This is a genomic window from Pristimantibacillus sp. PTI5 (assembly GCF_048572955.1).
Taxonomy (GTDB): Bacteria; Bacillota; Bacilli; order Paenibacillales; family Paenibacillaceae; genus Pristimantibacillus.
The window spans coordinates 570,781-582,503 of sequence record NZ_CP183886.1 but is presented as its reverse complement, the minus strand read 5'-3'; the positions used below and the strand labels follow the sequence as shown (position 1 = coordinate 582,503).

The 11,723-nt window shown below is 48.3% G+C and carries 12 protein-coding genes and 1 pseudogene; 7 read left to right on the top strand and 6 right to left on the bottom strand.

The features are described from left to right. Nucleotides 1–45: 45 nt before the first annotated feature. A complete protein-coding gene (locus ACN6MW_RS02960; protein ID WP_419874151.1) occupies nucleotides 46–1,209 on the top strand; it encodes a HupE/UreJ family protein in 1,164 nt (387 codons plus the stop codon). An 81-nt stretch (nucleotides 1,210–1,290) separates the two neighbouring features. On the opposite strand, the gene ACN6MW_RS02955 is transcribed toward ACN6MW_RS02960, so the two are convergent. Next, nucleotides 1,291–1,926, bottom strand: coding sequence for a hypothetical protein (locus ACN6MW_RS02955; RefSeq protein WP_419874150.1), 636 nt, complete (start codon nucleotides 1,924–1,926; stop codon nucleotides 1,291–1,293). Between the two features lie 218 nt (nucleotides 1,927–2,144). Between ACN6MW_RS02955 and ACN6MW_RS02950 the strand changes: the two genes are divergently transcribed. Further along, entirely contained in the window at nucleotides 2,145–2,978 is an 834-nt protein-coding gene (locus tag ACN6MW_RS02950; RefSeq protein ID WP_419874149.1) for a TetR/AcrR family transcriptional regulator, read from the top strand. A 90-nt stretch (nucleotides 2,979–3,068) separates the two neighbouring features. On the opposite strand, the gene ACN6MW_RS02945 is transcribed toward ACN6MW_RS02950, so the two are convergent. The 4 genes and pseudogenes from ACN6MW_RS02945 to ACN6MW_RS02930 form a co-directional block, all read right to left on the bottom strand. Then, nucleotides 3,069–3,857, bottom strand: coding sequence for an ABC transporter permease (locus ACN6MW_RS02945; RefSeq protein WP_419874148.1), 789 nt, complete (start codon nucleotides 3,855–3,857; stop codon nucleotides 3,069–3,071). Beyond that, nucleotides 3,854–4,138 (bottom strand): hypothetical protein, encoded by a 285-nt coding sequence (locus tag ACN6MW_RS02940; RefSeq protein WP_419876517.1) that lies wholly within the window; start codon nucleotides 4,136–4,138, stop codon nucleotides 3,854–3,856. Before ACN6MW_RS02940 ends, ACN6MW_RS02945 begins: the two co-directional genes overlap by 4 nt. Before the next feature lie 166 nt (nucleotides 4,139–4,304). Then, nucleotides 4,305–4,646 (bottom strand): annotated as a pseudogene (locus ACN6MW_RS02935) (ATP-binding cassette domain-containing protein); the annotation flags it as partial. 274 nt (nucleotides 4,647–4,920) lie between these two features. After that, nucleotides 4,921–5,052: a hypothetical protein gene (locus ACN6MW_RS02930; RefSeq protein WP_419874147.1), complete on the bottom strand. Its 132-nt coding sequence runs from the start codon at nucleotides 5,050–5,052 to the stop codon at nucleotides 4,921–4,923. Between the two features lie 42 nt (nucleotides 5,053–5,094). On the opposite strand from ACN6MW_RS02930, the gene ACN6MW_RS02925 reads away from it, so the two are divergent. Further along, on the top strand, nucleotides 5,095–5,256 hold the full coding sequence (locus tag ACN6MW_RS02925; RefSeq protein WP_419874146.1) for a hypothetical protein: 162 nt from the start codon (nucleotides 5,095–5,097) through the stop codon (nucleotides 5,254–5,256). A 101-nt stretch (nucleotides 5,257–5,357) separates the two neighbouring features. Then, a complete protein-coding gene (locus tag ACN6MW_RS02920; protein ID WP_419874145.1) occupies nucleotides 5,358–6,227 on the top strand; it encodes an AraC family transcriptional regulator in 870 nt (289 codons plus the stop codon). A gap of 45 nt (nucleotides 6,228–6,272) precedes the next feature. Here the strand turns inward: ACN6MW_RS02920 and ACN6MW_RS02915 are convergent, their stop codons facing one another. Next, nucleotides 6,273–6,854 (bottom strand): NAD(P)H-dependent oxidoreductase, encoded by a 582-nt coding sequence (locus ACN6MW_RS02915; protein WP_419874144.1) that lies wholly within the window; start codon nucleotides 6,852–6,854, stop codon nucleotides 6,273–6,275. Between the two features lie 201 nt (nucleotides 6,855–7,055). On the opposite strand from ACN6MW_RS02915, the gene ACN6MW_RS02910 reads away from it, so the two are divergent. The 3 genes from ACN6MW_RS02910 (at nucleotide 7,056) to ACN6MW_RS02900 (ending at nucleotide 11,717) form a co-directional block, all read left to right on the top strand. Further along, nucleotides 7,056–8,042, top strand: coding sequence for an AraC family transcriptional regulator (locus tag ACN6MW_RS02910; RefSeq protein ID WP_419876257.1), 987 nt, complete (start codon nucleotides 7,056–7,058; stop codon nucleotides 8,040–8,042). Nucleotides 8,043–8,237: 195 nt separating this feature from the next. Then, the gene (locus ACN6MW_RS02905; RefSeq protein WP_419874143.1) at nucleotides 8,238–9,842 is read left to right on the top strand and encodes a response regulator transcription factor; all 1,605 of its coding nucleotides are present in this window, start codon (nucleotides 8,238–8,240) and stop codon (nucleotides 9,840–9,842) included. Nucleotides 9,843–9,860: 18 nt separating this feature from the next. Further along, nucleotides 9,861–11,717 (top strand): histidine kinase, encoded by a 1,857-nt coding sequence (locus tag ACN6MW_RS02900; protein ID WP_419874142.1) that lies wholly within the window; start codon nucleotides 9,861–9,863, stop codon nucleotides 11,715–11,717. Nucleotides 11,718–11,723: the final 6 nt, after the last annotated feature.

Sequence of the window (11,723 nt, the reverse complement as noted above, 5' to 3'; positions counted from 1 at the left end):
ATCTTTATGGGAACATCCCTTTTCGAGATGGAGGATATGAGACGGATGACGGTTTATTGTGAAAGATTCATACGAAAGCCTGAAATTAAGCTCGCTTCAGCATTATTCGCTCTACTAGCCGTGCTGTTGTTTACGGGCAATAAGGCCGAAGCGCATATGAATACGATTGGTTATTCGAACATTACGGTTGAAGGAAGCTCCGTTTCATACGAGCTGTATCTGGATCCCCAAGAAATTAATCAATGGGTGGACTACCAATCGGATGGCGTATTCATTATTGAGCCTGGCGCCAAGCCCCGCAAAGAGGGGGAAGCCGGTTGGGCAAAGGCTGATATGGATAGGCTGATCGCCGATCATTTAGCTGTAAGCAGCGGCCAGCAAACCGTTCAAGGCAAGATCGGGGAGGTATTGATCCAAGAGAAGGAAAACAAACCGTCGGCACGCATTCTCATCAATTATAATTTTGCGCAGCCCGTGGAGAAGCTGGATATCCGGTACGATTTCTTCTTTGAAGACCTCGACCCGCAGCATCAGAATTTCTCGACGATCCATACCGCAAATGGCGATATCGAGACGGTATTTCATCAAAACCACCGTACGGTTACCTATGCGCTGGCGGAAGGAGCAGAAACGGGTACGGTAACAACGGAAGTGAAGCTGCCGCGATGGGCCGTAACGCTGTTCGACTACGTATGGCTCGGTATGGAGCATATTTGGTCAGGCTATGATCATTTGATGTTTGTGCTTGCGCTGCTTTTGCTGAAGCAGCGGCTGCGTAATTATTTCTTCATTTTGACGGCATTTACGGTTGGGCATAGCATAACGATCGCGTTATCCGCGCTGGAGGTGATCCACCTGCCTTCTAGCATCGTTGAGCCATTGATCGCTCTAAGCATAGCTTATGTGGCGGTGGAGAACATTTGGTTCAAACGGATGGAATGGCGCTGGGTGATTGCTCTGGCCTTTGGGCTCATTCACGGCTTTGGTTTTGCGGAAGTGCTGCGAGGGGCGCTCGGAGACGGGTATATTTTACCGCTGTTCTCGTTTAACTTGGGCGTTGAGATTGGTCAGATCGCAGTGCTTGCCGTCGTTCTGCCGCTCCTTGTCTATGCCGGCCGCTTGCAGTGGTACCGCTCGGCGGCTTATGGTCTATCCGGTTTAATTACGCTGATCGGCATGTATTGGTTCATCGAGAGGATATGGTTTTAACTCTAGAAACCCCTTCGAGTTTGCGAGCGTGGCGAGAAAGTTCCACGACGCTTACTCCAAGGGGTTTCGTTTTTCTAATATTTACATTGTTTTTTTATGGACAGCAGGCCTATGAACAACTTTGATAGACTGGCCATTGAAAAGCAGGATATATGCAATATCCAGAAGAAAGATCAAAATATACATGATCGTTAATAATAGGGATTGCGGAAAAAGCGAGTAGCAGAGAATGGACGCAAACAGGGTACCTATCATTTTGAAATAAGCAATAGACAGGGATTGGCCTTGAAGCTCTTTGGTCAGCAGCATTTTGATAAAGAGGATGGACATCAGCAAATTGATGCCAAAGGCTGAATAAATCCCCATTTTATCATGGAATTCAACCGCCATCCCGTAATGCAGCAGGAAAGCAATGGCAAGCAGGGAGAGGACGGAAGCATAAATGGTCCGTTTGGGGTATGAACCTTTGGAATAATAGAGGAATTGGAGCAAAATGATGCCGTCTAAAAGAAACCAGATTAAAGTTACGATTTGCTGAAGCGGATGAAACGGCATGATAAACGTTAATAGGAATTCCCAAGTAATATTGGCGCAAATGGAGGCCATAGGCATTCCGCAGGAATGATCCTTGAACCCTTTATAAATGACGAGAATATAGACGATTGTCCAAAACAAAGCAATTCCAATCAGCAAAAGAAGCTCTAATTTTAACGGCAAGAGATGCTCCATACGACGGCAATCGCATCCTTTCTTAAAATGTTCATTCTTCAGAACATGGGTTGGGCTCGTCTATGTATATGAGCCAAGCCCTCCCTATAGACCAGGGGCAAGGATAATACGAGCACAACCCCAACGTTTTGCGGGCGGTGTTTTCTTTGGATTTTCCGTTATGGTATACTGTTTATGCTGTAAACAATTTATGAAGCCGATTGGACATGCAAACAAACCGATACTTGTTTAACCATCATGGGGGATTTGAAACGATGCAGAACGACGACCATTTGGATAACGAAGCCATTAATCATTTACCGCATGGAGTGAAGCTGAGCTGGGGGATCGTCAAGCAACAAAAAAGAGGACCAAAAGGCGAGCTGAGCATCAAGCAAATTGTCGAAGCGGCCGTCGCAATCGCCGACAAGGACGGACTTTCCGCTGTTTCTATGAATCGAGTGGCCCAGTCCCTGGGCTATTCGGCGATGTCCCTCTACAGGTACATTACCAGTAAGGAAGATCTCCTCATTCTCATGCAGGACGCGGTTTGCGATATTCCGATTCCGACTGAAGGTACGGTAACAGATTGGCGCGAAAGCATGCGGGAATACGTTCGGGCCAGCATTCTTATTTTTCGGGAGCATCCTTGGTTCGGCGATATCCCGATCATGAGCATTCCGACTACCCCAAACAATCTTCAAATCGTCGATTGGGTTCTTCGGTCCATGCGCGATCTTCCGTTAAATGATTATGAAAAAATGTCGAATATATTGCTGTTAAGCAGTTACGCAAGATCAGCGGGTATTATACAAAGGGATTTGGAACGCGCCGTCCAGGCGGGATCAAGTCCTGAGTCCGTAAGCGGATTTGAGTATACGGCTGCGCTTAAGCAATTGGTTAAGCCGGAACGATTTCCGGATCTGGCCCCGATCGTCGTCTCCGGTGCTTACACCGGAGAGAAGGAGAGCGAGAATACGGTAGGTGACGACTTCGATTTCGGTTTGGAACGAATTCTTGACGGCATCGCGCATTACCTCGAACACAAGAAGTTATCCTAATCTTGGTTTCCGGGACTACAAGAAAGAACAGCGGTACGTTAGAGCCGCTGTTCTTTCTTTTTGTCTATGTGTGCGAATCTCCATCGCGCATTATCTGCGAGCGGCTTTCTTGCGGAAAACCAGTATGCACCATACGAGGGAAACGAGGAGAATGGCTGTACACCAAACAGCGGCTAACCAAACGCTATTCTGAATCGGGGTGCCGGTGAGCAGTCCGCGAATCGTCTCGATGACCGGTGTGATCGGTTGATGGTTCGCTACGCCGCGCAACCAGACCGGCATGGTTTCTGTCGGGACAAAGGCGCTGGAGATGTAGGGGAGAAAAAGCAAGATGAATCCATATCCGCTCGCCGCAGTGGGATTGCCGCTGGCTAGACCGATGGTTGCAAACAGCCATGTAAAGGCGAGGATGAATAGGGTGATTACGCCTAATGCGGCAATCCATTCCCATAGGTTAGCGGATGGGCGAAAACCGACGAGATAAGCTACGCCAATAACTAATCCGGTTGCCAGAAGGTTGCGGGCAACGCTTGCGAAAACATGCCCGGTGATGACGCTCATGCTGTGGATCGGCATGGTCCGGAAGCGGTCAATGATGCCGTTCGTCATGTCTTCAGCCACATGAACAGCGGTAAAAGACGAACCGAAACCGGCACATAAAAGAATGATGCCCGGAACCACGTAATTGACATAGTTGCCGACAGGATCGATTGCGCCTCCAAAAACATAGGTAAATAGCAGCATTAGCATGATAGGCAGCAAAATAGCCATAATTAAGGCTTCCGTATTGCGCAGGCTGAGACGAAGGCTTCGACCGATGAAAACCGCATTGGTCGTGACGAAGGATGCGGGCTTGCTTGAAGATTGCGGGGTTATCATGACAATGCTTCCTCCGTTCGCTGGATAGTTAAAGCAAGAAACACGTCATCCATGCTTGTTTTGCGAAGATATATGCGCGTTTGATCAGGAACCGAGTGAGCTATCCCATTGAGTGTTTGCCTGACATCGTGAATGCTTCCTGTAGTAGGTACGACCCGGATCACTTCGTCCTTCTCGTCGCGCAGCTCCAGCACTTCCCCGCCAATGCGCGATTTCAATTCCTGCGGGGTACCGGTCGCTACGACACGACCGGCGGTAATGACAGATACCATATCCGCCAATTGATCGGCTTCTTCCAAGTACTGGGTCGTGAGAAAAATGGTTATCCCGCGTTCTTTTAGCTTCAGAATGATTTCCCACAGCGCGCCGGCTCATTGTATCTAAACCTGTAGTCGGCTCATCCAGAAATAGTACCGGACGGTCAATTACCAGGCTGATCGCGAGATCTAACCGGCGTCGCATACCGCCCGAATAGGTCTTTACACGCTTGTTTGCCGCTGGCGTCAAATCAAAGTGGCGGAGCAGCTCGGCGGTCCGGTTACGGGCTTCGGCTGATGTAAGACCGGAGAGCCTGCATATCATCCGTAAATTTTCCTCGCCGGTGAGCACTTCATCGACTGCCGCGAATTGGCCGGTGAGACTAATGGACCGTTTGACATTTTCCTTGTCGGCAGCAACATCGTAGCCGAACACTTTAGCAGTTCCTTCATCCGCGGTCACAAGTGTTGTCAGAATGTGAATTAGCGTTGTTTTGCCGGCTCCATTGGGTCCCAGCAGGGCATAAATCATGCCGGCAGGAACCGCAAGATCAACGCTGTCAAGGACGGCTTGATTTCCGAATTTTTTGCGCAAGCCTGTCACTTCAATGGCCAAGTTACTCATCTTATCTCAACTCTCCTTTTTCGTTCCATAATAATTGCGGATCGTGTAAACAGTATATGATATATACAGTGTGTTATGTATACAGTATTTCCGCAACGGTAGATCTACGAATGAACCTGGATGAATGAAACGATGGGAACGAGCGGAGGGGATGGCGTGCGGCTTCTAATTCTACGGATGCTTATCGATTAAATGGACTATAGTTTTTGAATTGCATAAGCGGCTGCATGTCCATATCGAGCATAATGTAAGGAACTTCCTCCGGCGATATGATGTCGAACAGATGCGGTTTCTTGTTCAGTGCATGAAGCATACGTCAGAAGCATCGTGGGTCCAAGAGGAATCCTTAGATAACATGGCGGCAAAGGGGCATGGGAATGCAGTCGACCCAACGGTCTTGGAGAGATTATCCTATGAGGCGCTAACGATAAGCGAAATTGTATCCCAGCTTGAACAGCTGGATGCCCGCAATCTGAAGAAGGCGAAGGATTTGATTCAAGTTGCGTTTTTTGATTAAATCAGGGGCGTTGCGATCATGCGTCCAAAGCGGATCACGAAAAGTCGGACCGCTTCAAGCCTGTCATGTTACTCTTGTGATGAGGGAGGTGCATATTGGTTATGCTTGAGCCTATGAATCGTGCATTAAGCTATATTGAAGAGAATCTTGCGGATGAGATGGATATGAAAGAAGTTGCGAGAATAGCTCTTTGCTCCGAATATCATTTCAGAAAAATGTTTTCATTTCTGTCAGGCGTTTCACTTTCGGAATACATTAGGCGCAGGCGTCTGACGCTTGCGGCTTTCGAGCTTCAAACCAAAGAGGCCAAAATTATTGATATCGCGCTGAAATACGGCTATCATTCGCCCGATTCTTTTGCAAGGGCATTCCAAAACCTGCATGGCATAACGCCGTCAGAGGCCAGAAATAACGGTCAACCGTTAAAAGCATATCCAAGAATGACCTTCCAGTTAATCATTAAGGGAGGAAATGAAATGAACTTTCGCATCGAAAATAAAGAAGCATTTCGGATCATCGGAATCAAGAAAAGAGTCGGCATTGTTTTCCATGGGGTCAATCCGGAGATCGCTTCGATGTGGGCAAGCTTGGATGAAGAGGCGATCCGTTTATTTAAGGGCCTTTCGAATGTTGCCCCATTGGGATTAATCAGCGCATCGACGAATTTCTCGGAGGGGCGAATGGAGGAAAAAGGGGAGCTGGATCATTATATCGGCGCAGCCACGACGAAGGAATGTCCGGTTCACCTGGCGCAGCTTGAAGTGCCGGCATCCGAATGGGCTGTATTTGAAGCCGTTGGACGTTTTCCCGACGCTTTGCAAGAGGTTTGGGGACGCATCTATTCCGAATGGTTTCCTTCCTCTCAGTATGAGCAAATAGAAGGTCCCGAAATGTTGTGGAACGAATCGAAGGATATCGCATCGCCAACGTTCAAAAGCGAGATATGGATACCGGTTAAGAAAAAACAGTGATCGCTTGCCAAGGCTGCCCTTACACAGGGCAGCCTTATTTACGTGCTAAGCCAGTTTTGAACCGAGTGCTTTCACTTTATTCAGCCATTTGGCGCGAAGTTCCGGTGATGAAGGCTTAACCGGACCGATCTCAGTCACGCGAACGGGCGTGATCCCGCAAAACTGTAAAATATTGCGTTTCATTACATTATGGCCGGCACGTCTGTAAATCCAGCGGTTATACCAGGACGGAGTATCCATTGTAACGATGAGATGCGCGGATTTGCCGGTTAGCAGCTTATCCCAAAGGCTGGAATTCTCGCGGTATTTGAAAGCGAAGCCTGGCAAAAAGACACGGTCAATAAATCCTTTCAGGACGGCCGGCATCGCGCCCCACCACGTTGGATAGACAAAGACCAGATGATCGGCCCAGCTGATAAGCTTTTGGGCGTCGATCAAATCTTTCTCTAGCTCTGTTCGTTGCCGGTATCCGTATTTGAGGTTCAGCTCGAAATCGAGTTTGCTCAGATCAATCGTTCGAACTTCTGCTCTATTGGCGGCAGCCCCTTCCGCATAAGCCTCGGACAAGGCTTTGCAGAAGCTCTGGGAATCGGGATGTCCGTTTATAACGACAATTTTTGATTTCATATCCAAGTTCCTCCTCTGATTAACGCCGCTTATTCGGATGAACACTGTCCATCCTGCATGTTTTCGATATATGATAGTGATGCAGCACTTCAATTAGCTTAGTAGGAATGAAGAGATAAATGAATGATCAACGACGCAAAAATGTTGCTGATTCACGCAAAGGAGGAATAAAGCTTGAAAAGCGACGGGGTCGCGATCTCAATGGTTTATCCGATTATGAAATCAATCGTACAAAAAGGATATGATACCGATCAATTTTGCAGCTATGCTTCGTTCGACGCTAGTATCATGAAGGATGTGGAAGCCCGTATAACCGGCGAGGAATTGGAGCGGTTGATGATTGCTGCCGCTGAATATACGCAGGACGATTATTTCGGCCTCCATCAAGGACAAATGACGGAGTTCGTCGATTTAGGCGTTCTCGGATACGTTATGATGCATTCCCTAACGATAGCCGAAGCGTTATCGGCTTACCAAAGATATAATGTCATCCTTTGCAGCGGGTTCAATCTGGACTGGGAGGTACAAGGAGACGAGTTGCTGATCCGGTTGTTCTTACAGTATCCCGGGCGGATGTCCCGTCATTGCGTGGAGGATATGGCGAGCTCTTTATTTCGATTGATCGGCAGGCTCAGCAACCGGCGCATCCCTTTAACCGGAATACAGTTTGAACATGCAGCGCCGGCTGATTTGACTCCCTATTTGACCGCATTTGGGAAAGCGCCGCGGTTTGAGGGGGATGCGACTGTTTTGCGCATGGGCAAGGAAGTATTGGATTATTCGGTCATGTACTCCGATCCTAAGCTGCTGGGCGTATTTGAAGCCATTGCGCAGGAAACAAAAGATGAACTGACACAGGGAAGCGTGTTTTCAGAGCAAATTGTCCAATGGATGAAAAAGAACATGCCCTCTTTTTTTCCGACGTTACAGCAAACGGCCCAATTTTTCGGAATCAGCATAAGAACGCTACAGAATAAATTGAAGGCAGAAAACACGACGTTTAATGATCTATCCACCCGCGTTCGCAAGGAAATGGCAATGGGCTACTTGAAAAAGTGGGAGTATTCGGTGGGCGATATTGCCTATGTACTGCATTTCTCGGAGCCCAGCGCGTTTCAAAGCGCATTCAAAAAATGGACGGGAGTTACGCCGGGGCAATACAGGGCTAAAATAAGCAACTCAAAGTAGGAGAGCGGCAATGAGCGGAAATAATATCGGATGAATGCAGCCTGTCTCCTCATGAGGCAGGCTGTTTGCGGTGAAAACCCAAAAGAATTCCCCCTATCCAACTATTTTCTCCTATGCTTACATTCCCAATGGAAAATCTAAACGCTACAATAAGAGGAGATGATTTTTTCGCGATACCTTTAAGGGGATGTGAGGATGATTTCAACTAAAATGGAAATCTTGGTTGTCGACGATGAGCCCAAGCAGCGGCGCGGGTTGGCTGCGATGGTACGCTCCCTAAGGCCGGACTATAAGGTGCATGAGGCGAAAAACGGCAAGGAAGCGCTCGAGCTTGCGGAGAACCGTTCGCTGGACATTGTATTTACAGATATCCAAATGCCGATCGTGAATGGCATCGATTTTCTAAAGGCGTTAAACCACAAAGGGAATAGCGTGCCCAAGGTCGTTTTTGTAAGCGTATTCCATGAATTTGGTTATGCGCAGCAGGCGCTGCGGCTCGGGGCGAAGGACTATTTGGTGAAGCCGGTTATTACCGAGCAATTAGAGCCTATCATTTCCGATTTGGAGCAGCAGCTAAGAAGAGAGAGCACGCTTCAATTGGAAACGAAGAGCCTGAACGAACAACTGGCTCATACGAAGCCGGTTTATATGGAGCATCTGCTGTATAAGTGGATGACGGAGGAATTGCAGGCCGCGGAGCGGAACGAGGTAAGAAAGCATTTTACGTACAGCGGCAGCGGCACGGTGGTGATCTTGGAAAGCAAGTCTGACGACCGCACAGCGGACGAGCTCGAGTGGAGGAGCATCTTGAAGCGTGCGGTAGTCCAAGCCTTAACCCCTTTGGCGGAAGCGATGGTGGTGGCGCCCGAGCATGAGAAGGAGCAGCTTTATGCCGTAGCGGTTTGGCGGCAGGGTGTATCCAGCGAAGAAGGCTTGGCCCAGCTTCGGCGGGCGCTGCATCAGGTCGAGAATGTGTATAACCGGTCCATTAGCGCTGGGATTGGAAAGGAATTTGCATGCATAGAAACGGATATCCGTGCTTGCTGCCAAAGCGCAAGGCTGGCTTTGCAATATTTGTATTATTTTCCGGAAGGCATGTGGCTCTCAGACAGCGAGCTTCAAAACCTGCTGAGCAATGCCGCGAGCCCTCTTGTTGCAACCAAAGATACCGATATATTGGAGAAAGCCGTGACGGAAAGCCAGCTTGAGCTTGCTATGTCGTCGCTTATTTCCTTGCTGGATCAGATGGCAGCCTCTTACCCGTCGCCTTTTCGGTTGAAATGCAGCGCAACGCAGCTGCTGCTCACCTGCTTAAAACGCGTGGAGCTGGTGATTGATGACGACCAGTACCGTATTCTGGTGAATCGCATTGATCAAGAAATTATCGCGGCCCAATCCTTCCGGGATACGCAGCAAACCGCAGCAGGCTTGCTTGCGGATATGATCAAGCAAATGAAAAAAGATAAATCGTCGCGCAGCGAGATGATTATGCAGAAATGCCGGGAGTTCGTGGAAGCGAATTTGCATGAGGATTTGGGTCTGGAGCTGATCGCACAGCGCTTTTTCTATAATCCGTCTTACTTTAGCATTTTGTTTAAAAATAATTTTGGCCTTTCCTTCACCGATTTTCTGGTGAAAACGCGCATGCAAAAGGCACGCAGTCTGCTGCTGCAGACGGAACTAAAAATCGTAGATGTCGCTAAGCAGGTCGGCTATAAAGACATTAAATATTTTAACAAGGTGTTCAAAAAAATGTTCTTATATTCACCGGAAGAATTCCGGAGAATGTTCTCATCCTGATTAAACGAGGCCGAACCGATGCGCATCCTAAGAAAAATGGCGGAAATGGCTGCCAACGCAAAATTCCGGATCAAGCTGCTTGTCTCCTATTTCGTGCTGGTTAGCTTCATTATTTTGATTCTTGGTTTTGCCTATTACCAAATTAGTTCACGGAATATGCTTACTAACGTAAGGGAGAGCCTTGGAAATGTCGTCATTAACAATAACCAGCTGCTCGACGAGAAGCTCCAGTATATCCGCGACAAAAGCGAAATGCTTCCGATCGACAATGAATTGTACCGTGTCCTTACCGAAGTAGACGCTTCCGACAATGAATCCTTATTGAAGGCGGATCGGCGGATTACGCAAATCCTGTTCAAATATTTTGGCGGCGACACCGATATGTATGCTTCTTTTATCTTGACGCCTGAATATAACTTTGGAAACACAGCGAGAATGTTCGTGATGCCGCAAGGTTTTTTTGCGTCCTCCCTGTATCGTCAAGCGGTCGCCGGCAAAGGAGATTTGGTATGGATACCAACGTACCGGTTTGCCGAAACCCTAGGAGAGAAGGATATGTCCGAGCTCACCTTTGAGTTTAGCAAGCTGGCATCGGCGGTTAAAGTATTGAACCTTACGTTTCTCGATGAAAAAGGCATTTTTCATTCGCTGCCGCAGACGATGCCGAAGCCGATATTAATGGTCAACTTAACGACCGATTATATCGGAAAGCTGTTCGCGGACTACGCGCAGCAAAGCGAGTTTCAGCATTTGTCGTACGGTATTGTCGACGAGAGTGGGAATGTAGTGATTGATTCCGATCCTGAACGGGTCGCAAGGCTTGATGCGCCTTCTTGGCTGGGCGAAGCCATGGCGAAGAAGAACGGCAGCATTCAGAAGGTGATTAACGGCAAGCGCATGGTCATCAGCTTCAGCCGAATGGAAAGCACGGGCTGGATTTCCTATATCGAAATTCCCGTGGAGGATGCGCTGCAGGATCTAAACGCGCTGCGCAGGTATTCTTCTTTCTTTCTCGTGGTCATGCTGCTTGTTTCTATCATTCTCGCCTATGTGATGTCGGTCTACATTACGAAGCCGATCAGCCGGATGAAAAAGGCGATGAAGCTGATGGAACGCGGCAACTTTCATATTCATATCCCGGAGCATGGACGAGACGAATTTGGACATCTTATCCGAACTTTCAATCATATGAACGGCCGTATTCAGACGTTGATTGAAGAAAATTACGCATCGCGGCTGAGGGAAAAGGAGGCGGAGCTTATGGCGCTCAACCTTCAGCTAAATCCCCATTTTCTCTATAATACGCTCACGACCCTTTACTGGATCGCGGTGGAGAACAACCAGCAGGAGATGAGCTTGATCATTCACAATCTAGCGGATATGCTGCAGACCTCGACCAGGAACAAGAAGGAGACATGGCCGCTGCGGACGGATTTGGACTGGTTGAACAAATACATCTATATTATGTCTAGCCGCTTCGAGAACCTGTTCTATGTCGAGATGGATGTAGAAGAGTCGCTGCTGGATATGGAGGTCCCTAAGCTGTTTTTGCAGCCGTTTGTAGAAAATGCGATTATTCACGGGCTTGCCGAGAAGGAGCAGGGAGGGAAAATCGGAATTAAAGGCTGGTCCGACGGCGATAAAGTGCAGTTTACTGTCGTGGACAACGGGAGAGGCATGGACAAAGAGCAGATTGATAAAATAAGATCGGGCAAGGCAGCTTCGACGGGCATGCCGAACGTGGAGAAGCGCATCAAGCTGCTTTACGGCATCCAATATGGACTCGATATCAACTCCTCCGAGGGAAACGGTACGACGATCTTGCTTCGTATGGGCAAGCAGCCTGGCCAGCAGGACCGAACAGAAGTCCAATAAGCGGGG

Excerpts from the sequence above, each read along its gene's own strand:
- ACN6MW_RS02920 (WP_419874145.1), top strand. The coding sequence starts at position 5,358 with ATGCTTGAGCCTATGAATCGTGCATTAAGCTATATTGAAGAGAATCTT.
- ACN6MW_RS02930 (WP_419874147.1), bottom strand. The coding sequence starts at position 5,052 with ATGCTTCATGCACTGAACAAGAAACCGCATCTGTTCGACATCATATCG.
- ACN6MW_RS02945 (WP_419874148.1), bottom strand. The coding sequence starts at position 3,857 with ATGATAACCCCGCAATCTTCAAGCAAGCCCGCATCCTTCGTCACGACC.
- ACN6MW_RS02960 (WP_419874151.1), top strand. The coding sequence starts at position 46 with ATGACGGTTTATTGTGAAAGATTCATACGAAAGCCTGAAATTAAGCTC.
- ACN6MW_RS02925 (WP_419874146.1), top strand. The coding sequence starts at position 5,095 with ATGGCGGCAAAGGGGCATGGGAATGCAGTCGACCCAACGGTCTTGGAG.
- ACN6MW_RS02915 (WP_419874144.1), bottom strand. The coding sequence starts at position 6,854 with ATGAAATCAAAAATTGTCGTTATAAACGGACATCCCGATTCCCAGAGC.
- ACN6MW_RS02950 (WP_419874149.1), top strand. The coding sequence starts at position 2,145 with ATGCAAACAAACCGATACTTGTTTAACCATCATGGGGGATTTGAAACG.
- ACN6MW_RS02905 (WP_419874143.1), top strand. The coding sequence starts at position 8,238 with ATGATTTCAACTAAAATGGAAATCTTGGTTGTCGACGATGAGCCCAAG.
- ACN6MW_RS02910 (WP_419876257.1), top strand. The coding sequence starts at position 7,056 with ATGGTTTATCCGATTATGAAATCAATCGTACAAAAAGGATATGATACC.
- ACN6MW_RS02900 (WP_419874142.1), top strand. The coding sequence starts at position 9,861 with ATGCGCATCCTAAGAAAAATGGCGGAAATGGCTGCCAACGCAAAATTC.